Raw genomic sequence first — 18931 nt, forward strand, 5'->3', positions numbered from 1 at the left:
TCGTTTACGTGATCCAGTCCCCGCCGACCTCGACATTGCCAACGCTGAAGACACGCGCCGAGTTCCTGGCCACCGCAAAGGGTGGCCGGAGCGCACGGCGTGCTTTTGTCTTGCAGGCCGCCCCTGCCCCGCAGGCCGATGCCGCACCGCGCATGGGCTATACGGTCACCAAGAAAACCGGCAACGCCGTCGAACGCAACCGCATCCGCCGGCGCTTCCGCGAGGCGGTGCGCGCGGCGGCGGCGAACGCGCGTCCGGGCGTCGACTACGTCCTGATCGGCCGCCGGGCAGGACTGTCCATGGATTTCGACACCCTGGTGCGCGAGATCGGACAGTGCCTGGCCAAGGCGCCACTGACGGCCGACCCGACGCAGGACAGGCGCCGCAAGAGCCGCACCCCATCCAAAACTCCCGCGAAAAACCAAAGGTGAACGCCGATTATGGCCGACAACCGTAACACGATCCTGGCTATCGTCCTGTCGCTGATCGTCCTGCTTGGCTGGCAGTATTTCATTGCCAAGCCGCAGCTCGAGCAGCAGCGGCAGGTTGCCGAGCAGCAGGCGAGCGAACAGGGCCAACCGGCAACGGGAGAGGCCGCTCCGCAGACCCCCGGCGCGCCCGGCAGCGCGGCAACCGGCGCAGCGAGCGTGCCGGGCGGCACGGCACCGGCAACGACGGCCATGTCCCGTGAAGCGGCGATCGAGGCAACCCCGCGCGTCATCATCGACACGCCGCGGGTCAGCGGTTCGGTCAACCTGACGGGCGGGCGTATCGACGACCTGCGGCTGAAGGACTACCGGGAGACCGTCGACGCATCGAGCCCGACGATCGTGCTGTTCTCGCCCAAGGGCGCCCCGGCCCCCTACTACGCCGATTTCGGTGTCACCGCCGATCCGGGCGCGGATGTCGCCCTGCCCCAGGCAACCACCGTGTGGACGGCGGAAGAGGGAGCGAAACTGACGCCGCAGTCGCCGGTCACCCTGACCTGGGACAACGGCGCCGGCCTTGTCTTCGAGCGCGTCATCTCGATCGATGCCGACTACATGTTCACCGTCGAACAGCGGGTGCGCAACGAGACCGGTGAGGCCGTCCAGCTCTACCCCTACGGCCTCATCGTGCGCAACGGCACGCCGCATACGGAAGGCTTTTACATCCTTCACGAAGGCCTGATCGGCGTCTTCGGCGAGACCGGACTTTCCGAGATCGACTACGAGGACGTCCAGGAAGACGGCCGGGTGCGGCCCGCCGCCGTCAGCACCGGCTGGCTCGGCATCACCGACAAGTACTGGGCATCGGCGCTGATCCCGGCACAGGGCAACGGCTTCCAGCCGCAGTTCTCCTACGCCCAGGCGACCGACAATTTCCAGGCCGACTTCCTTGGCGACCCGATCCGCGTCGAGGCCGGCGCAAGCGCGACCTCCACGACCCATCTGTTCGCCGGCGCCAAGGAAACGGCCAAGCTCGATGCATATGAGGAGAACCTCGGCATCAAGCAGTTCGAACTGCTGATCGACTGGGGCTGGTTCTACTTCCTCACCAAGCCGCTGTTCTTCGTCATCGACTACCTGTTCAAGGTGGTCGGCAACTTCGGCGTCGCCATCCTGCTCGTGACCGTCGCGATCAAGACGCTGTTCTTCCCGCTGGCCAACAAGTCCTACGTCTCGATGAGCAAGATGAAGCTCGTCCAGCCGCAGATGACCGAAATCCGGGACCGCTACAAGGACGACAAGCAGAAGCAGCAACAGGCCCTGATGGAGCTGTACAAGAAGGAAAAGATCAATCCGCTCGCCGGCTGTCTGCCGGTGCTGGTGCAGATCCCGGTCTTCTTCGCGCTCTACAAGGTGTTGTTCGTCACCATCGAGATGCGGCACGCGCCGTTCTTCGGCTGGATCCAGGATCTCTCGGCTCCCGATCCCACGTCGATCTTCAACCTCTTCGGCCTGATCCCCTGGGACCCGCCGCAGATGCTGATGCTGGGCATCTGGCCGCTGATCATGGGCGTCACCATGTTCGTCCAGATGAAGATGAACCCGGCCCCGCCGGATCCGACCCAGCAGATGATCTTCACCTGGATGCCGGTGCTGTTCACCTTCATGCTGGCCTCGTTCCCGGCCGGTCTGGTGATCTACTGGGCCTGGAACAACTCGCTGTCGATCGCCCAGCAATACGTGATCATGCGGCGCCAGGGCGTGAAGGTGGAACTTTGGGACAATTTGAAAGGCAGCTTCAGTCGAAAGAAGGAAGAGGCCGACAGCAAGTCCAAGTGACGCCGGCCGCACCAATGGCCGACAATGACTGTGGCCCCGGGGACACCCCCGGGGCTTTTTCGTTTGCAGCAGACGAATGGAGGGTTGCAGCGGCGACGTCTGCCACCCATTAACGTGTCAGACGAATTCGGGGAGAGGACCGATGATCAGGATCGCCTGAAGATGGCGCGAGCGAAGGCCTGCAACGCAGCCGCCTCGCGCCTTGCCCGACGACCGCGAGCCAGCATGGCCGTGGTCGCGACACGCGAACCTTTTCCCGATCCGGAGATTCCCCATGCACGGCCCAGATCCGAGCACGCGCCACCCCTTTGCCGGCGAGGCGCATACCGTTTTCCTCAACACTGTTGTCACCCGAGCCAATATCGAGGTGGGCGACTACAGCTACTATCACGACCCGGACCACGCGGCGGATTTCGAGAACCGCAACGTGCTCTACCACTTCGATTTCATCGGTGACCGTCTCAGGATCGGGCGGTTCTGCGCGCTTGCGACCGGCGTCCGTTTCATCATGAACGGCGCCAACCACCCGATGACCGGCTTCTCCACCTATCCGTTCGCCATCTTCGGTCAGGGCAGGGAGAAGGATTTCGACATGGCAGGGCTGGCCAGTTCGCATCGCGGAGACACACTGGTGGGCAACGACGTATGGATCGGCCGCGATGCCACGATCCTGCCCGGCGTCACCGTCTGCGACGGGGCGGTGATCGGTGCCGGAGCGGTTGTCGCCTCCGACGTGCCTCCCTTCGCCATCGTCGCGGGAAATCCGGCGCGTGTGGTCCGCATGCGCTTCGACGAGGCGACCGTGGACGCGTTGCTGGACATCGCATGGTGGCACTGGCCGGCGGAGAAGATCGCGCGGAATCTCGACGCCATACGCGGTGCCGATCTCGACAAGCTTGCACAGGCCCGCTAGAGCATCAGGCCGGGTCGCGACAGGCCGGACTGCCTGCCGCGCCCCGGCAACACACCATGCGAAGCGAGACGCGATGAGCGAGCCGGACAATTCCTTCAAGCCCGACGCCCCCTTTACCGAGGGGGAGATCGAGGCAGGCCGGCTGATGTTCCGCCGACCCTGGGGCTTCGTCACCAGCGTCGCCCATCTGGAGCAATTGCCGCCGGAGGCCGCGACCGAGGTCGCCTTCGCCGGCCGCTCCAACGTCGGCAAGTCGAGCCTGATCAACGCGCTGACCGGCGTGAAGGGACTGGCGCGGACATCGAACACCCCCGGCCGCACGCAGATGCTCAATTTCTTCGTCGCGCCGGAGTCCCCTGTCACTCTTGTCGATATGCCCGGCTACGGTTACGCTCAGGCTCCGAAGTCACTCGTCGATGCGTGGACGGAGCTGGTTTTCACCTATCTCCAGGGCCGCGCGCGCCTGCGACGCGTCTTCGTCCTTATCGACAGCCGCCATGGGCTGAAGGAAGTCGACCTGAAGGTCATGGGACTGCTCGATCGCGCCGCCGTCAGCTATCAGGTCGTGCTGACCAAGACCGACAAAATAAAACCCGGCCAGTTGCAGCGCATCCGGCAGGAAACAGCCGAGGGATTGAAGAAACGACCGGCCGCCCATCCGAACATCATCGACACCTCGTCCGAGAAGGGTGCGGGAATCGCGGATGTGAGGGCGGAGATCTACAAGCTTTCGATCGACTGACTGCCGGGATCAGCCCGAACGCGGCGGCAAAGTGATCGTTACCGGGGACCGATTGACGTGTCCGACAGTCTTCGCTGTCGACAGGCACGGCGAATCTCCTCATTTTTAACGCAGCGTAAAGTTACTTACGCTATGCCTGCGGAATGAGGGGATAACCGCATGCACGTGCAAGGCAGGAGTGCCACGGACGAAAGTGCCTTACCGCCGACAAGAGCGCGGGAAGAAGCACGGCTGCGCGCGGAACTGGCGGGTCTGCACCTTGCAGGCAATGCGCCCGACCTCGCTCTCGACTACATCGTCAAGGCAGCCGCGCGGATCACCGGCTGCGAGAAGGCCTTCGTCACCTTCGTTCATGGCAGCGACGTGCATGTGCTTGCCGCCGTCGGGAGCACCGTGACCCAGACCCCGGCGGCGACATCCGTCTGCGGCGTCGCCTATCGTGAAGATGCTCCTCTGATCGTCGCCAACCTGGCGACCGATCCGCGCTTCAAGACATATCCCTATGTCGATATCGACAATGGCAACCGCTTCTATGCCGGCTTCCCCGTTCGCTTGGAAAGCGGCTTTCCCATCGGCACACTCTGCGTCATCGACCGGACCGTGCGCGAAGAGGGGCTGACCCCCGACGAGTTCGAGAGCATGCAGGCGCTGACGGCACTGACCGTGCGCGTGCTGGAGGGCCGCCGGCGCGATGCCCGTTTCGCCGACTATCTGGAGATCGCCTCGGACTGGATCTGGGAACAGGATGCCGACTTCCGCTTCACCTACCTGTCGCCCAGCGCCCGCGACAACGGCATCGTCATCGACCGCTTCCTCGGCAAGACCCGCTGGGAGGCGGAGAGCGGCAACGGCGAAGGCGGGGCCTTCTGGGATGCGCATCGGGAGCTCTTGAAGGCTCACAAGTCGTTCCGCGACCTTCGCTTCCGCTGGTTCTCCGACGATCAGGAACGCATCTACTCCATCAGCGGACGCCCCGTCTTCGCGCATGACGGCAGCTTCCTCGGCTATCGCGGCACGGCGCGCAACGTCACCGAGATCGAGCAGGTTCATCGCGAGATCGAGCATATGGCACGGCACGACCCGCTGACGGGCCTGGTCAACCGCTCGACCTTCGAAAGCCGTGTCACCGATGCCTTCCGCAGCTGGCAGGAAACGGGCGCGGAAGCAACGCTTTTCCTGCTCGATATCGACCACTTCAAGCTGGTCAACGACACCTATGGCCACTCCAGCGGCGACGCGCTGCTGATGGAGGTTGCAAACCGGCTCTCGACCAGCGTCGGCCCGCGGGCGACCGTCGCCCGGCTCGGCGGCGACGAGTTCGCCGTCCTGGAGCCGGACCTTTCGCGCGATGGCGCCATTGCGGAATATGCCGCGGCCCTGGCCCAGGCCATCGGCCAGCCCATCCCGACCGGTCGTGACAGCGTCGAATGCGGCTGTAGCCTCGGCATTGCCGTCCTGCCCGATCACGGCGGCTCCTTCAGCCAGTTGATGGGCAACGCGGACCTGGCGCTCTACGAGGCCAAGTCGAAGGGACGCGGGCGCTTCATGATCTTCGACGCGGCGATGCGACGCGACGCGGATCACCGCAACACGCTGGCGCGCGAACTGAGCGAAGCCGTGGACGGAAAGCAGTTCCATCTCGATTACCAGCCAGTGGTGCGCATCACCGACGAAGTCGTGATCGGCGCCGAGGCGCTGATCCGGTGGGATCATCCCGAGCGCGGCTGCCTGCAGCCCGGCGCCTTCATCAGCGCGCTCGACGGCAGTCGCCATGCCGCCGATGTGGGTTACTGGGTGCTGGAGCAAGCCTGCCGCACCGCGCGTCCCTGGGCCCAGGCCGCGCCAAACGGGTTTCGCCTTTCGGTCAACCTGTTCTCCGGCCAGTTGCGGGACCCGCGTCTGGTCAACCGGGTGCGCTCCATTCTCGAGAGCACCGGCTTCGACGGCCGCGATCTCGATCTCGAGATCACCGAGGACATCCTGCTGACGCCGAGCGCCGATCTTGTCGAGACGCTGACCAAGCTGAAGCAGCTCGGCATCTCCATCGTGCTCGACGATTTCGGCACCGGCTACGGTTCGCTCAACCATCTGCTGCAGTTCCCGATCGACCGGATCAAGGTCGACCGGCAGTTCGTCCGCGGCCTGGGCGAGCGGGTCGACTACAACACCGTGACCCACGCGGTTGTGAAGCTCGCCGTCGATCTCGGCCTCAAGGTGACGGCCGAAGGGATCGAGACCGAGGAACAGAAGAACTTCCTGGCGCTGATCGGCTGCAGCGACCTGCAGGGTTTCCATTTCTCCCGCCCGGTCGCCGCCGACAGCATTCCCAAGCTGATCGAGGCCGGCTCCTTCTCCCGGACACAGGAGGCCGGGCGTTCCCCGTCGCTCGCACCGGCACAGGCACAGGCGCTGCGCCACGACCAGCACGGCGACGAGGCCCTGAAGGCCGGCGTCGCCTGATCCGGACAGCCGGCCGCATGGCCGGGCCATCATTGAGCCCTTTTGCGAAAGCAGCTATAGACCGGTCAAGCGCCTTTGCGCCGCCCGCGAACCAGTCCGAGAGCCCCTTCCCGACATGAGCGACACCACCCCGATCAACCCCGCCAAGGTGATTTCCACGGCCCTGCCGCACATGCTGCGCTACGACGACCAGGTCGTGGTGGTGAAATATGGCGGCCATGCCATGGGCGACCCGGCACTGGGCAACGCCTTCGCCCGCGACATCACCCTGCTGCGCCTTGCCGGCGTGTTGCCGGTGGTGGTGCATGGCGGCGGCCCGCAGATCGGCTCCATGCTCGACCGGCTCGGCATCAAGAGCGAGTTCAGGAACGGCTTGCGGGTCACCGACAAGGCGACGGTGGAGATCGTCGAGATGGTGCTGGCTGGCTCGATCAACAAGGAAATCGTCCACCTGATCAACGCCGAAGGCGGCAAGGCCGTGGGCCTTTGCGGCAAGGACGGCAACATGGTTACGGCGGAAAAGCTGCAGCGGCGCGTGCGCGACCCGAACTCCGCCATCGAGAAGGTCCTCGACCTCGGTTTCGTCGGCGAGCCGGCCGCGGTCAATCCGACCGTGCTGCGCCTCGTGATGAAGGAAGAGCTGATCCCCGTGGTGGCGCCGGTGGCGCCGGGCGCCGACGGCGAGACCTACAACATCAACGCCGACACGTTCGCCGGCGCGATCGCCGGCGCGCTGGACGCCAAGCGGCTGCTGTTCCTCACGGACGTGCCGGGCGTGCTGGATGCCAACGGCAAGCTGATCAAGGAACTGACCGTCAGCCAGGCCCGTGCACTGATCGAGGACGGCACCATTTCCGGCGGCATGATCCCCAAGGTGGAAACCTGCATCGAGGCGCTGGAGCGGGGTGTCGAGGGTGTCGTGATCCTCAATGGCAAGGTGCCGCACGCAGTGCTGCTGGAGCTGTTCACCGACCAGGGCGCGGGGACGCTCCTGCGCCCATGACCCCCGACGAAAAGGAAGGCTCCCAGGCGCACGAGCAGGACCTGCGTGTCTTTTCCGGTGTCGAGGCCTGGGTCTTCGACCTCGACAACACGCTCTATCCGCCGAGCTCCGACCTGTTCTCGCAGATCGATGCGCGTATTTCCGACTATATCGCCCGCCACCTGGGGCTCTCGGCGGCGGATGCCCGTCTCAAGCAGAAGGCCTTCTATCGCGACTACGGCACCACCTTGCGCGGGCTGATGATCGAGCACGAGATCGAGCCGGATGCCTTTCTCGAATATGTCCACGACATCGACTATTCACCGGTCGCGCCGAACCCTGCGCTCGGTCACGCCATCTCCCGGCTGCCCGGCAAGAAATACATCTTCACGAACGGTGACCGTCCGCATGCGGAGCGCACCGCCGCGCGACTTGGCATCAGCGAGCATTTCGACGACATTTTCGACATCGTGGCCGCCGGCCTGCTGCCGAAGCCGAACCTCGAGACCTACAACCTGTTCATCGAGAAGACCGGCGTCTCGCCGGTGCGCGCGGCCATGTTCGAGGATCTTTCCCGCAATCTTGCCGTCCCGCACGGGCTCGGCATGCGCTCCGTTCTTCTGGTGCCGGAGGGCACGCGCGGCGTCTTCCGCGAGGAATGGGAAATGGAAGGCCGCAATGCGCCGCATGTCGACTTCGTCACAGACGACCTCACCGGCTTCCTGAATGCTGTGCTCGGCGCCATCGAAGCATAGGTTGCAGGGAAGATGGGACTGAAGCTGGTTCGCAGGCTCGGCCGGCCCGCCAACGCCGCCTCGCGCACCGAGCGGCTGCTGCACAAGACGCTGCCGCTCGTCTACCGGCGCCTGGGCAAGGGCATGCCGGCACGGGCGGCAGTCGAATTCCTCGCCTTCGGCATCAAGCAGGCCTATGCGTGCATCTACGGCGCGCTGCTGCTGGCGCTGATCCTGGCGACCCGCTTCTGGTATCCGGAAGGGGCGGACCTTGCCCGCTACGACTTTCTTTTCCTTGCCGCCCTTGCCATCCAGGCCTGGCTGCTGGTGGCACGGCTCGAAACGCTCGACGAGGCCAGGGTCATCCTGATCTTCCATGTCGTCGGCACCGCGATGGAAGTCTTCAAGACCGCTGCCGGCTCCTGGATCTATCCGGAAGAGAGCTTCTTCCGCATCGGCGGCGTGCCGCTCTTTTCCGGCTTCATGTATGCGGCCGTCGGCAGCTATCTCGCCCGCGTTTCGCGCATCTTCGATTTTGCCTATTCGCGCTATCCGCCGCTGTGGACGACCTGGCTGTTTGCTCTGGCGATCTACGTGAATTTCTTTTCCCACCACTACACGCTCGATATCCGGCTTGCCCTGTTTGCCGCCCTCTTCCTGCTCTACGGGCGAACCTGGGTGCATTACTCCGTCTATCGCTACCGCCACCGCATGCCGCTGGTGCTGGGGTTCTTCCTGGTGGCGCTGTTCATCTGGCTGGCCGAGAACATCGGCACCTTCGCGCAGGCCTGGCGCTACCCTGACCAGGCGGACGGCTGGACGCTCGTCTCCCTTGCCAAGCTCAACGCCTGGGTGCTGCTGATGATCATCTCTTTCGTGCTGGTAACGCTGGTCAACCGGCCGAAGAAAGAAGGCCAGGCCGCGGATCGGTGAAGGCCGAGAGTTCGGCCGCCAGATATTCGATCAGCACGCGCACCCGGCACGGCTGCACGGCGCTCGGCGGATAGACGATCTGCAATGCGGTGCGACCCTGGGAATACTCCTCGAGCAGCTCGACCAGGGCGCCGGTCGCAAGGTCCTCGTCGACATCGCGGATCGACTTGAGGGCGATGCCATGCCCGTCCCGGCACCATTGGCGGACAAGTCCGCCGTCATTGGCGACACGGCGACCGCGCACGGCGATCTTGCGTGCCTTGCCGTCGATCACGAACGGCCACTCCCGGTCGAGGTTGCCGCCGAAACGCATGAGAATGCAGTCATGGCCGGCGAGCTCGTCAGGGTGGTTCGGCGTGCCGCGCGCCTGCAGATAGGCCGGCGCGGCGCAGACGATGCGCCGGTTCTCCCCGAGCGGCCGTGATCGCAAGGTGCTGTCGGCGAGCGACCCGTGCCGGATCGCCAGGTCGAGACCCTGACCGGCGAGATCGACATAACCGTCGGTGAGATCCAGATCGACGGTGACGTCCGGGTGGCGCGCGAGAAAGCCATCGATGATCGGCACGACGCGACGACGGCCAAGGTCTTCCGGCGCACTCATCCGGATCGGTCCCGAAATCCGCTCGGCACCGTAGCGGATGCGGTCCTGCAGCTCTTCCGCTTCCGTGAGCAGCCTGCGCGCGCCCTCGACAAGCAGGCTGCCCTCATCGGTCAGGCGCAGGCTGCGCGTCGTGCGCAGCAGCAAGGTCGCACCATAGTGGCGCTCGAGCGCCGCAAGCCGCTCCGAGACAGTGGCCGGCGAGAGGCCGAAGTCACGGCCCCCGGCGGCCAGCCCGCCCTTTTCGACGATCCGCAGGAAGAGCGCCAGGTTGTCGAGTGTCATTATTCGATTCATCCGAATTATAATTTCGGATTTTAGCCAATTATCCGGATGACCCGCAACGCCCAAATCCTGACCGAACCGCGTGGCTCTGCCGCCGCGCACGATTGCCGCCGAATTCGAACGCCTCTTCAACAAGGATGAAAAACATGAAAGCCGTCGGTTTCACCCGCTACCTGCCCATCGACAACCCCCAGTCGCTGATCGATCTCGACCTGCCGAAACCCGTCCCGGAAGGCCGCGACATTCTCGTTGCCGTCAAGGCCGTCGCGGTCAATCCGGTCGACACCAAGGTCCGCGCGCCAAAGGACACGGTCGAGGAAGCGCCGCGCGTCATCGGCTATGACGCCAGTGGCGTCGTCGAGGCCGTCGGCCCCGAGGTCACGCTCTTCGGGCCGGGCGACGAGGTCTACTATGCCGGCGACATCACCCGCCCCGGCACCAACCAGGAATTCCATCTGGTGGACGAGCGCATCGTCGGGCACAAGCCGGCAAGCCTCTCCTTCGCCGAGGCCGCCGCCCTGCCGCTGACGACGATCACCGCCTATGAATCGCTCTTCCACCGGCTCGGCATCGACCGGGACGGCGCGGATGCAGGTCGTTCGATCCTGATCATCGGCGGAGCCGGCGGTGTCGGTTCGATCGGAATTCAACTGGCCAGGCGCGCCGGGCTCACCGTGATCGCCACCGCCTCGCGGCCGGAGACGATCTCCTGGGTGCGTGAACTGGGTGCCGATCATGTCGTCAACCACCGTGAACCGCTCGTCCCGCAGGTGCGCGCGCTCGGCATAGAGCATGTCGACCACGTCGCCATCTTCAACGACATGCGCCACTGGAACGATGCGGTCGAGCTGATCCGGCCGCAGGGCTCGATCGTGACAATCGACGACACCGACCTGCCGATGCCGATGGAGCAGATGAAGATCAAGGCGGCGAGCCTGCACTGGGAGATGATGTTCACGCGGGCGATGTTCACAACACCGGACATGATCGAGCAGAACAGGCTGCTCGACTTCGTCGCCGGCGAGGTCGATGCCGGACGGCTGCGCAGCACGGTTTCGGAGACCCTCTCTCCGATCAACGCCGCCAACCTGCGCGAGGCGCACCGGCGGATCGAGACCGGGACCGCACGTGGCAAGATCGTCGTCGAGGGGTTCTGAGCCGCGGCAGCCGCGGGTACGGGGCGGAAGGCCGGGCCGATTGCCGGGTGAGTGGCCGGGTGGGTGGCCAGGTCCGTAACGACACGGATCCGGCCTCGACGCGATGGACAGGGAGGCTGGCGTGACGTATGCCACGCCAGCCTCCCCCGTTCTCTCCTCATCCTCCACCGACGGAACCGACAATGTCGCATTGCTCCCTATGCCAGGCCGATGACGCCACCCCCTACGAAGTCGCGCCAAAGGCGGACAGCGTACCGGTCTGCGCCACATGCCGGCAGGGACTGGAACAGAGCCTTGCGGGCGGGCTGCAGGACGGGCCGCACTGGCAATGCCTCAACGAGGCGATCTGGAGCCCTGAACCGGCGGTGCAGGTGCTCGCCTGGCGCCTGCTCAACGCCTTGCCCGAAGCCGTCTGGGCCCGTGACGCACTGGAGCTCGCCTATCTGGAGCCGGACGTTCTCGACTGGGCGAAGCAGGGCGCAGGCGGTGACGACGCGGACGCCGTCGTCCATGTCGACTGCAACGGCACGGTGCTTGCCACCGGCGACACCGTGACCCTCATCAAGGACCTTGCCGTGAAGGGCGCGGGCTTCACCGCCAAGCGAGGAACAGCGGTGCGCAAGATCGCGCTCGTTCCCGACAACGCGGCGCAGCTCGAGGGCCGCGTCGAGGGCCAGCGCATCGTCATACTCTGCCAGTTCGTGAAAAAGGCCTGACGCCAGCGGACGGAACGCGCCGCCCTTCACACGCCCAGAAGCAGCACCACGATGCCGGCAACGATCAGCACCGCGCCCGCCGCCTCGACCGTGCGGACACGCTCGCGGAAGATGATCCAGGACACGAGGAAGGTGAAGACCAGCTCGATCTGGGCGAGCGCGCGCACATAGGCGACCTGCTGCAAGGTCATTGCCGTGAACCAGCCGGCCGAACCGGCAACACCCGACAGGCCGACCCAGATCGCGGTGCGCCAGCTGGCGATGCTGGCGGCCAGTTGATCCGGCTCGCGCCAGACCATCCACAATCCCATGGCAATGGTCTGGAAAACGGTCACATAGGCAAGCGTGAACCCGGCCTGCATGAGGAAGTTCGGTCCTCCCAGAGCGAGCGAGGCGCCGCGCACACACACAGCTGAGACACCGAAGAGCGCCGCCGAGGCCAAACCTATCAGGGCCGCTCGCCCGGCAAGGGCGGCAAGCACGCTTTTGACCCCGACACGCTGGCCGGCGAGCGAGATCATCACGACGCCGGCAACGCCGATGGCGATCGCGAAGGCGGCGATCGAGGTCACCGTCTCTCCCAGAAAGACCAGACCGAAGACGGCCGCCTGCACCGGTTCGGTCTTGGAATAGGCCGTGCCGACGACGAAGTTGCGGTAGCTGAAGAGATGCACCAGCAGGAAGGTCGCGGCGATCTGGGCAAGCCCGCCCGCCGCACCGATGAGCCAGAAATCGGTTCCGGGCAACGGCAGCGAATAGCCGAGCCCGTAGCGCAGGATGGCCAGGTAGGCGAGCGCGAAGGGAAAGCCGTAGCCGAAGCGCACGAACGTGGCGCCGGTCGTGCCGAGCCGGCCTCTCAGGTGCTTCTGAAGGGCGGAGCGTGCATTCTGGCAAAAGGCGGCAAAGATCGTGATGGGGATCCAGAGTTCCATGGCTCCCGCACATACAACAAGGGTCGCGGCGGTGGTAGCGCGAAAACGCGATGGCCGCCATTCGGCGAAAGGCAGGACGCCTGCGGCACGATCAGCCCTCGGGGCGTGGCATGCCGGCCGGTCCCGCATGCATCTCGCGGCGGGCACGGGTCGGACTTGAAAAGAAACCGAACAGTTGGTATCTTTTTGCGACCTTCCCTCATTCGAGATGCCGACATGAACCCGATCCTGGTCGCCTATGCTTCGCTTGCCCTTGCCATCGTCTGCGAGGTGACGGGCTCTTCCATGCTCCAGAAGACCGAGCAGTTTACCCGGCTCGTCCCCACGCTTGCCACGGGTCTGTGCTTCGTCGCGGCGCTGTTCTTCCTGTCCCAGGCGCTGAAGGTGATCCCTCTGGGGATCGCCTATGCCATCTGGGCGGGGGTCGGCATCGTGCTGACGGCGATCATCGGCGTCGTCGTGTTCCGCTTCACCCTCGATGCAGCCGCGCTGATCGGCATGGCGCTGATCGTTTCCGGGGTCATCGTCATCAATGTCTTCTCACGCAGCGCCGTGCACTGAGATGGAGAACCCGTACGCCCGCAAGAAGCAGCCCGAACTGGTCCGCCGCGCCCTTCTCGACCGCGCGGCGGAGCTCGCCGTCGAACAGGGACTTGCCGCCGTCACGGTGCAGGCCGTCGCGGATGCGGCGGGCGTCACCAAGGGCGGCTTCATGCATCACTTCCCCAGCAAGCAGGCCTTGATCGATGCCGTGTTTCGGGAACTTCTCGACACGCTTGACCGGGACCTCGATGCGCGGATCGAGGCGGACCCCGAGCCGGACGGTGCCTTCACCCGCGCCTATCTGGGCTCCGTTCTCGACATGGCACCGGGCGCAAGCGGGGGGCCGTGGGCGGCGCTCTATGTCTCCATGCTCACGGACCCGGACCTGCGGGCCTTGTGGGCGGGCTGGTTCGAGGCCCGCATCGAACGGCACCGGGCCACCGACGACGATGTGCGGCTCGCCGCCGTGCGCGCTGCTGCCGACGGCATCTGGCTTGCCGACCTGACCGGCACCGCACTGGACAAGCGCGCCGACCTGCATGCGCTCCTGCTCGACATGACACGTCCTCATTCCCGCGCGCAGGCCGGGTCGGGCCGCCGTCCGGTGCCGGGGACAAGGCCTGCCCGGCCTTGACTTCGCATCGCCACGGGTCTTAGGTCCGCGCACAGAATTCCCGCCACGATCCCCGAGACTTGCTGGAGACCCGCGCGCATGAACCACGCCCACACCGACACGGCGAAGCTCGCCGCCATCATCGACGCCGCCTTCGAGGACCGCGCCAACATCGACACGCGCACCACGGGCGAGATCCGCGACGCGGTCAATGCCGCGCTCGACCTGATGGACCGGGGTCACGCACGGGTGGCGGAAAAGACCGGTGGCGACTGGCAGGTGAACCAGTGGCTGAAGAAAGCCGTGCTGCTCTCCTTCCGGCTCAACCCGATGGAAGTCATCAAGGGCGGCCCGGGCGACGCCACATGGTGGGACAAGGTGCCGTCGAAGTTCGACGGATGGCGCGGCGTCGACTTCGAGGAAGCCGGTTTTCGCGCCGTACCGGGCGCCATCGTTCGCCGCTCGGCCCATATCGGCAAGAATGTCGTCCTGATGCCATCCTTCGTCAATCTCGGCGCCCATGTCGGCGAGGGCACGATGGTCGACACCTGGGCAACGGTCGGTTCCTGCGCGCAGATCGGCAAGAATGTGCACCTGTCCGGCGGTGTCGGCATCGGCGGCGTGCTTGAGCCGCTGCAGGCCGGTCCGGTCATCATCGAGGACAACTGCTTCATCGGCGCGCGTTCCGAGGTCGTCGAGGGCTGCATCGTGCGCGAAGGTGCGGTGCTCGGCATGGGCGTCTTCATCGGCCAGTCGACCAAGATCGTCGACCGCGCCACCGGCGAAGTCTTCTATGGCGAGGTGCCGTCCTACTCGGTGGTCGTCGCCGGAACGATGCCGGGCAAGCCGCTGCCGAACGGCGAGCCGGGCCCGAACCTCTATTGCGCCGTCATCGTCAAGCGCGTCGACGAGAAGACCCGCTCCAAGACCTCGATCAACGAGCTGCTGCGCGACTGATCCCCGGAGAGCGCGGGACATCGCGTCGCCGCGCTCTCATGCCACGCCTTCAAAATGCCGGAACACGCCCCAGATAGGTTGGGCAGCCATTCATCCGGCAAGGAGACACATGACCGCCCCCGTTCCCCATCCCGGCCCGTTCGGCCCTCTCTGGCTGTTGCTCAGTCCGATCGGCCGCGTCTCGCGCGAGCCCTACTGGCTGGCGCTGGCGCTGACCTGGGTGCTGTTCATGATCCCCGTCGCCATCTGGGCACGCACCGTCGAGGTGGTCGAGGGCCGAGACATGGCCAGCTATCTCGGCGATTTCATCAATGCCAACCCGCTGATGCCGTTCATGTTGATCGCCTTCCAGTGGGTGGAACTGGCGCTGGTGATCAAGCGGCTGCAGGATCGCGGCCTGAGCGGGCTGCTCGCGATCCTCGTGTTCATGCCCTATCTCAACATCCTGTTTGTCATCGGCCTTGGCTTCGTGCCGGGAACGCCCGGCCCCAACGCCTACGGCCCGTGGCCCAATGGCCGCTGGGCGCGGCCGAAATAGGCCACCCGCCTCCCGCCCCGCACCCTCGCGACGCCGTCCTTTTGCACCATCCGGATTTGCCCGCATGACCGACCAGACACTGTCTCCCGCCGCCACCCTCGCCCGCGATCTGCTGCGCTGCCCGTCCGTGACGCCCGAGGAAGGCGGCGCGCTGGCGCTTCTGGAAGCGCGGCTGTCGGCGGCGGGCTTTACGGTCGAGCGGATGGTGTTTTCGGCCCCCGGCACACCGGATGTCGAAAACCTCTTCGCGACAATCGGCAACACGGGGCCGAACCTTGCCTTCGCCGGCCATACCGACGTTGTGCCGGCCGGGGATCTGGACGCCTGGCGGCACGCGCCCTTCGACGGCAAAGTCGAGGACGGCATCCTGTTCGGCCGCGGCGCCGTCGACATGAAGGGCGGCATTGCCGCCTTCGCCGCCGCCGCCCTTGCCTGGGTGGCCGAAAACGGCCCTGACCTGCCGGGCAGGATCTCCTTCCTGATCACGGGCGACGAGGAAGGTCCGGCGATCAACGGCACGGTGAAACTGCTCGACTGGGCAGCCGAACGCGGCCACCGCTTCGACGCCTGCATCGTTGGAGAACCGACCAATCCGGAGAGGCTCGGCGACGCGATCAAGGTCGGCCGGCGCGGATCCCTCTCCGGCATCGTCACCGTCACCGGCGTGCAGGGCCATGTGGCCTATCCGCATCTGGCGAAGAACCCTGTCTCCGACCTGTTGCGCCTCGCCGCCACGCTCGACCGGTTGGAACTGGACAAGGGCAACGAGCGGTTCCAGCCGTCGAACCTCGAGATCACCTCCATCGATGTCGGCAACAGCGCGTTCAACGTCATCCCGCGCAAGGCGGAGGCGAAGTTCAACGTGCGCTTCAACGACACATGGTCGGTGGAGAGCCTGAAATCGCATCTGCGTTCGGCGCTGGCCGGCGTCAACGAATTGTCCTGCGCGTGGACACTCGACTTCACCAAGGACGCAAGCGACAGCTTCCTCACCCATGACACGGCGCTGATCGAGGCACTTGCCGACGCCATCGAGGCGGAGACCGGCAGGCGACCGGAACTTTCCACCGGCGGCGGGACATCGGATGCCCGCTTCATCAAGAACTTCTGCCCCGTGGTCGAGTTCGGGCTCGTCGGCCAGACGATGCATCAGGTCGACGAGCGGGTCGCCATCGCCGATCTCGACCGCCTCGCCGCAATCTACCGGCGCTTTCTCAACGACTACCTGCGCAAGGCCTGAGGGCTCCGCGCCGCGCGCCGACCTCGTAGAACTGCGAAGGTGACTGCCTCGCTCCAATGCTGTTTCTCTTGGTTGTTTCACTCGCCAGAAACAACAGGCTACGGGAGAGGCGGATGACGAACGAGACGGCCGGAACCGGCGCGAGCAGGACCGGCCCCGCACGGCCGGACCCCACACGGGTGAACGCCATCGGCTTCGATACGATCGTCGACGCGCTTGGCGCCGGACTGCGCGATTTCCGTGCCGCTCCCCGCTTCGGCCTGTTCTTCGGCGGCGTCTACGCCGCCGGCGGCATTCTCGTGCTGCTCACCGCCTCCGCCTTCCAGATGAGTTATCTCAGCTATCCGCTCGCCATCGCTTTCGGGCTGGCCGGCCCGTTCGTCGCCGTCGGGCTTTACGAGGTCAGCCGCCGCCTGGAAACGGGCGAACCACTCAAGTGGAGCGGCGTGCTCGGCGTCGTCTGGGAGCAACGCCGGCGCGAGATCGCCTGGATGGCCTTCGTCGTGCTCTTCGTCCAGATCATGTGGATGTACCAGGTGCGACTGCTGCTCGCCCTGTTTCTCGGCTTCAAGTCCTTCGCCTCGTTCAGTGCCTTCGCCGAGGTGGTGGTGACCACGCCGGAAGGATTGATGTTCCTTCTGATCGGCAATGTCGTGGGTGCCGTCCTGTCGGTCATCCTGTTCTCGCTGACCGTCGTCTCGTTCCCGATGCTGCTCGACCGGGACATCGACTTCATCACCGCAATGATCACCAGCGTGCGCTCCGTGGTGACCAGTCCAAAGCCGATGATCGGCTGGGCCATCCTGGTCACCGCGACGCTGCTCGTCTCCATGCTGCCGCTGTTCATGGGACTGGTCGTCGCGCTGCCGGTGCTCGGTCACACGACCTGGCATCTCTATCGCAAGCTGGTGCCCCCGGTGGACGAGCCGGCGGCGGGAGATCAGCCGTCCGCACCCGCGCCCGTTTCCGCGAGATAGGCGGCGAGCGAGGCCCGGTCCTCCTCGGCGGAGCGATAATCGACCTGCGTCAGGTAGAGCCCGTCGGGCGGGGCTACGGGTCCGCAGGCTTCGCGGTCGCACGCGGCGAGCGCCCTTGCAACGTCTTCGGGCCCCCATCTTCCCTCGCCGACGAGGCGCAGCGTGCCAACCATCGAGCGCACCTGATTGTGGAGGAAGGAGCGCGAGGAGCACTCGGCGATGACGCTTTCGCCCTCGCGGCGCACGGAAAAGGCCTCGAGCGTCTTCCAGGGGCTCTTCGCCTGGCAGCGCGAGTGGCGAAATGTCGTGAAGTCGTGGTGACCGACAAAGACCTGCGACGCTTCGTGCATGGCACTGGCATCGAGCGGCTTCTTCACATGCCAGGCAAGACCAAGGTCGTGGGTAAGCGGCGCCAGACGGTTGACGATGCGAAAGCGGTAATGCCGGCGGATCGCCGAAAAGCGCGCGTCGAAACCCTCGTGCATCACCTGGCAGGCGCGGATCGCGACCGGATCGGGCTGGCAATGGAAGTTCAGCGCGCCCAGCACCGTCGCCGCCGGCCAGTCGCGCTCAAGATCGAGATGGGCCACCTGACCCGTGGCATGGACGCCGGAATCGGTGCGCCCGGCGCCGCCGATGGTCACCGTCTCGCCGGAAAACGCCTTCACCGCGCGTTCGATCACTGCCTGGACGGAGGGACCGTTGTCCTGGCGCTGCCAGCCGACGAAGGGCCGGCCGTCATAGTCAACCGTGAGCTTGTAGCGGGGCATGGCGCGGCGACGATCCGTCCTACTCGAAGACCTGGAAGGGCGTGGCGAACGTCACCTCGATGGGAAGCGCCGCGACAACCTCGTCCCGGAGCGCCAGCGCCTGGAAGGCGGCTCCCGCATAGGGGCCGGAAACCTTCTGCGCAAGCTTCGCATCGAAACCGAAGCGCGGATAGTAGTCGGGATGCCCAAGGACCAGGACGAGATCCTCGCCCTGCTCGCGCAAGGCCTCCAGCCCGGCGCGGATCAGTGCCGAACCGACGCCGCCGCGCTGGCGGTCGGGGCTGACGGAGACCGGCGCAAGGCAGGTAATGGAAAGGCGATGGCCGGCGCCGGCGCCGGTGACGCGGGAGAAGGCGATATGGCCGACCAGGCGGCCATCACGGTCGACGGCGACGCGCTCCAGCACCAGCACGCCGCAGGAGCGAAGCTCGCGGACGAGGCGCGCTTCCGCCTCGTCGCCGAAGGCGGTGGCGGTGACCAGGGAAATGTCCGCCTCGTCGGCAGGTGTCGCCGGACGGATCTCGGGTTCAAGCGCGGGATGGGTCATGTCGGGGCGTTCCGTTTTGCGGTATGG

The 18931-nt window shown here is 65.7% G+C and carries 20 protein-coding genes; 16 read left to right on the forward strand and 4 right to left on the reverse strand.

Annotation, left to right across the window (positions count from 1 at the left end; genetic code table 11):
* Window positions 1-35: 35 nt before the first annotated feature.
* The 8 genes from rnpA (at window position 36) to ACN0T5_RS09735 (ending at window position 9031) form a co-directional block, all read left to right on the forward strand.
* Complete coding sequence (rnpA, locus tag ACN0T5_RS09700) at window positions 36-431, forward strand: ribonuclease P protein component (protein ID WP_417768423.1); 396 nt, start codon at window positions 36-38, stop codon at window positions 429-431.
* Window positions 432-440: 9 nt separating this feature from the next.
* Window positions 441-2267 (forward strand): membrane protein insertase YidC, encoded by a 1827-nt coding sequence (gene yidC / locus ACN0T5_RS09705; RefSeq protein ID WP_417768424.1) that lies wholly within the window; start codon window positions 441-443, stop codon window positions 2265-2267.
* Window positions 2268-2541: 274 nt separating this feature from the next.
* On the forward strand, window positions 2542-3180 hold the full coding sequence (locus ACN0T5_RS09710) for a CatB-related O-acetyltransferase (RefSeq protein ID WP_417768425.1): 639 nt from the start codon (window positions 2542-2544) through the stop codon (window positions 3178-3180).
* 145 nt (window positions 3181-3325) lie between these two features.
* Window positions 3326-3922 carry a ribosome biogenesis GTP-binding protein YihA/YsxC gene (gene yihA / locus ACN0T5_RS09715; protein ID WP_417768475.1) on the forward strand — a complete coding sequence of 199 codons (597 nt, stop codon included), beginning with the start codon at window positions 3326-3328 and terminating at the stop codon, window positions 3920-3922.
* Window positions 3923-4081: 159 nt separating this feature from the next.
* The gene (locus ACN0T5_RS09720) at window positions 4082-6382 is read left to right on the forward strand and encodes an EAL domain-containing protein (protein ID WP_417768426.1); all 2301 of its coding nucleotides are present in this window, start codon (window positions 4082-4084) and stop codon (window positions 6380-6382) included.
* Between the two features lie 115 nt (window positions 6383-6497).
* Window positions 6498-7385 carry an acetylglutamate kinase gene (argB, locus tag ACN0T5_RS09725; protein ID WP_417768427.1) on the forward strand — a complete coding sequence of 296 codons (888 nt, stop codon included), beginning with the start codon at window positions 6498-6500 and terminating at the stop codon, window positions 7383-7385.
* Window positions 7382-8119, forward strand: coding sequence for a pyrimidine 5'-nucleotidase (locus ACN0T5_RS09730; protein ID WP_417768428.1), 738 nt, complete (start codon window positions 7382-7384; stop codon window positions 8117-8119). Before argB ends, ACN0T5_RS09730 begins: the two co-directional genes overlap by 4 nt.
* Before the next feature lie 12 nt (window positions 8120-8131).
* The gene (locus ACN0T5_RS09735) at window positions 8132-9031 is read left to right on the forward strand and encodes a DUF817 domain-containing protein (RefSeq protein ID WP_417768429.1); all 900 of its coding nucleotides are present in this window, start codon (window positions 8132-8134) and stop codon (window positions 9029-9031) included.
* On the opposite strand, the gene ACN0T5_RS09740 is transcribed toward ACN0T5_RS09735, so the two are convergent.
* Window positions 8991-9914, reverse strand: a complete 924-nt coding sequence (locus ACN0T5_RS09740) for a LysR family transcriptional regulator (protein WP_417768430.1) — start codon at window positions 9912-9914, stop codon at window positions 8991-8993. The two genes, ACN0T5_RS09735 and ACN0T5_RS09740, sit on opposite strands and share 41 nt — an antisense overlap.
* A gap of 146 nt (window positions 9915-10060) precedes the next feature.
* Between ACN0T5_RS09740 and ACN0T5_RS09745 the strand changes: the two genes are divergently transcribed.
* Window positions 10061-11071, forward strand: a complete 1011-nt coding sequence (locus ACN0T5_RS09745) for a zinc-binding alcohol dehydrogenase family protein (protein ID WP_417768431.1) — start codon at window positions 10061-10063, stop codon at window positions 11069-11071.
* 182 nt (window positions 11072-11253) lie between these two features.
* Window positions 11254-11787 carry an alkylphosphonate utilization protein gene (locus ACN0T5_RS09750; protein ID WP_417768432.1) on the forward strand — a complete coding sequence of 178 codons (534 nt, stop codon included), beginning with the start codon at window positions 11254-11256 and terminating at the stop codon, window positions 11785-11787.
* A 26-nt stretch (window positions 11788-11813) separates the two neighbouring features.
* Here ACN0T5_RS09750 and ACN0T5_RS09755 read toward each other — a convergent pair whose 3' ends face one another.
* Complete coding sequence (locus tag ACN0T5_RS09755) at window positions 11814-12719, reverse strand: DMT family transporter (protein ID WP_417768433.1); 906 nt, start codon at window positions 12717-12719, stop codon at window positions 11814-11816.
* Between the two features lie 228 nt (window positions 12720-12947).
* Here ACN0T5_RS09755 and ACN0T5_RS09760 point away from each other — a divergent pair, with 228 nt between their 5' ends.
* From ACN0T5_RS09760 to ACN0T5_RS09785, 6 genes are all read left to right on the forward strand, one after another.
* On the forward strand, window positions 12948-13280 hold the full coding sequence (locus tag ACN0T5_RS09760) for a DMT family transporter (RefSeq protein WP_417768476.1): 333 nt from the start codon (window positions 12948-12950) through the stop codon (window positions 13278-13280).
* A gap of 1 nt (window position 13281) precedes the next feature.
* A complete protein-coding gene (locus tag ACN0T5_RS09765) occupies window positions 13282-13896 on the forward strand; it encodes a TetR/AcrR family transcriptional regulator (RefSeq protein WP_417768434.1) in 615 nt (204 codons plus the stop codon).
* 78 nt (window positions 13897-13974) lie between these two features.
* Window positions 13975-14832 carry a 2,3,4,5-tetrahydropyridine-2,6-dicarboxylate N-succinyltransferase gene (gene dapD, locus ACN0T5_RS09770; RefSeq protein WP_417768435.1) on the forward strand — a complete coding sequence of 286 codons (858 nt, stop codon included), beginning with the start codon at window positions 13975-13977 and terminating at the stop codon, window positions 14830-14832.
* A gap of 109 nt (window positions 14833-14941) precedes the next feature.
* Window positions 14942-15370, forward strand: coding sequence for a DUF805 domain-containing protein (locus ACN0T5_RS09775; RefSeq protein WP_417768436.1), 429 nt, complete (start codon window positions 14942-14944; stop codon window positions 15368-15370).
* 64 nt (window positions 15371-15434) lie between these two features.
* Window positions 15435-16610, forward strand: a complete 1176-nt coding sequence (gene dapE, locus ACN0T5_RS09780; RefSeq protein WP_417768437.1) for a succinyl-diaminopimelate desuccinylase — start codon at window positions 15435-15437, stop codon at window positions 16608-16610.
* A gap of 113 nt (window positions 16611-16723) precedes the next feature.
* A complete protein-coding gene (locus ACN0T5_RS09785) occupies window positions 16724-17587 on the forward strand; it encodes a DUF2189 domain-containing protein (RefSeq protein ID WP_417768438.1) in 864 nt (287 codons plus the stop codon).
* Here the strand turns inward: ACN0T5_RS09785 and truA are convergent.
* Both truA and ACN0T5_RS09795 read right to left on the reverse strand, forming a co-directional pair.
* Window positions 17551-18357, reverse strand: coding sequence for a tRNA pseudouridine(38-40) synthase TruA (gene truA / locus ACN0T5_RS09790; RefSeq protein ID WP_417768439.1), 807 nt, complete (start codon window positions 18355-18357; stop codon window positions 17551-17553). The genes ACN0T5_RS09785 and truA overlap by 37 nt on opposite strands.
* Before the next feature lie 19 nt (window positions 18358-18376).
* Window positions 18377-18904: a GNAT family N-acetyltransferase gene (locus ACN0T5_RS09795; RefSeq protein WP_417768440.1), complete on the reverse strand. Its 528-nt coding sequence runs from the start codon at window positions 18902-18904 to the stop codon at window positions 18377-18379.
* Between the last annotated feature and the right edge of the window lie 27 nt (window positions 18905-18931).

The sequence above is a fragment of the Stappia sp. genome (assembly GCF_048261845.1).
Classification (GTDB): Bacteria; Pseudomonadota; Alphaproteobacteria; order Rhizobiales; family Stappiaceae; genus Stappia.

Bases quoted from the DNA above. Each gene is read 5' to 3' on its own strand.
- yidC (WP_417768424.1), top strand. From the start codon at position 441: ATGGCCGACAACCGTAACACGATCCTGGCTATCGTCCTGTCGCTGATC.
- ACN0T5_RS09710 (WP_417768425.1), top strand. From the start codon at position 2,542: ATGCACGGCCCAGATCCGAGCACGCGCCACCCCTTTGCCGGCGAGGCG.
- yihA (WP_417768475.1), top strand. From the start codon at position 3,326: ATGTTCCGCCGACCCTGGGGCTTCGTCACCAGCGTCGCCCATCTGGAG.
- ACN0T5_RS09720 (WP_417768426.1), top strand. From the start codon at position 4,082: ATGCACGTGCAAGGCAGGAGTGCCACGGACGAAAGTGCCTTACCGCCG.
- argB (WP_417768427.1), top strand. From the start codon at position 6,498: ATGAGCGACACCACCCCGATCAACCCCGCCAAGGTGATTTCCACGGCC.
- ACN0T5_RS09730 (WP_417768428.1), top strand. From the start codon at position 7,382: ATGACCCCCGACGAAAAGGAAGGCTCCCAGGCGCACGAGCAGGACCTG.
- ACN0T5_RS09735 (WP_417768429.1), top strand. From the start codon at position 8,132: ATGGGACTGAAGCTGGTTCGCAGGCTCGGCCGGCCCGCCAACGCCGCC.
- ACN0T5_RS09740 (WP_417768430.1), bottom strand. From the start codon at position 9,914: ATGACACTCGACAACCTGGCGCTCTTCCTGCGGATCGTCGAAAAGGGC.
- ACN0T5_RS09745 (WP_417768431.1), top strand. From the start codon at position 10,061: ATGAAAGCCGTCGGTTTCACCCGCTACCTGCCCATCGACAACCCCCAG.
- ACN0T5_RS09750 (WP_417768432.1), top strand. From the start codon at position 11,254: ATGTCGCATTGCTCCCTATGCCAGGCCGATGACGCCACCCCCTACGAA.
- ACN0T5_RS09755 (WP_417768433.1), bottom strand. From the start codon at position 12,719: ATGGAACTCTGGATCCCCATCACGATCTTTGCCGCCTTTTGCCAGAAT.
- ACN0T5_RS09765 (WP_417768434.1), top strand. From the start codon at position 13,282: ATGGAGAACCCGTACGCCCGCAAGAAGCAGCCCGAACTGGTCCGCCGC.
- dapD (WP_417768435.1), top strand. From the start codon at position 13,975: ATGAACCACGCCCACACCGACACGGCGAAGCTCGCCGCCATCATCGAC.
- ACN0T5_RS09775 (WP_417768436.1), top strand. From the start codon at position 14,942: ATGACCGCCCCCGTTCCCCATCCCGGCCCGTTCGGCCCTCTCTGGCTG.
- dapE (WP_417768437.1), top strand. From the start codon at position 15,435: ATGACCGACCAGACACTGTCTCCCGCCGCCACCCTCGCCCGCGATCTG.
- ACN0T5_RS09785 (WP_417768438.1), top strand. From the start codon at position 16,724: ATGACGAACGAGACGGCCGGAACCGGCGCGAGCAGGACCGGCCCCGCA.
- truA (WP_417768439.1), bottom strand. From the start codon at position 18,357: ATGCCCCGCTACAAGCTCACGGTTGACTATGACGGCCGGCCCTTCGTC.
- ACN0T5_RS09795 (WP_417768440.1), bottom strand. From the start codon at position 18,904: ATGACCCATCCCGCGCTTGAACCCGAGATCCGTCCGGCGACACCTGCC.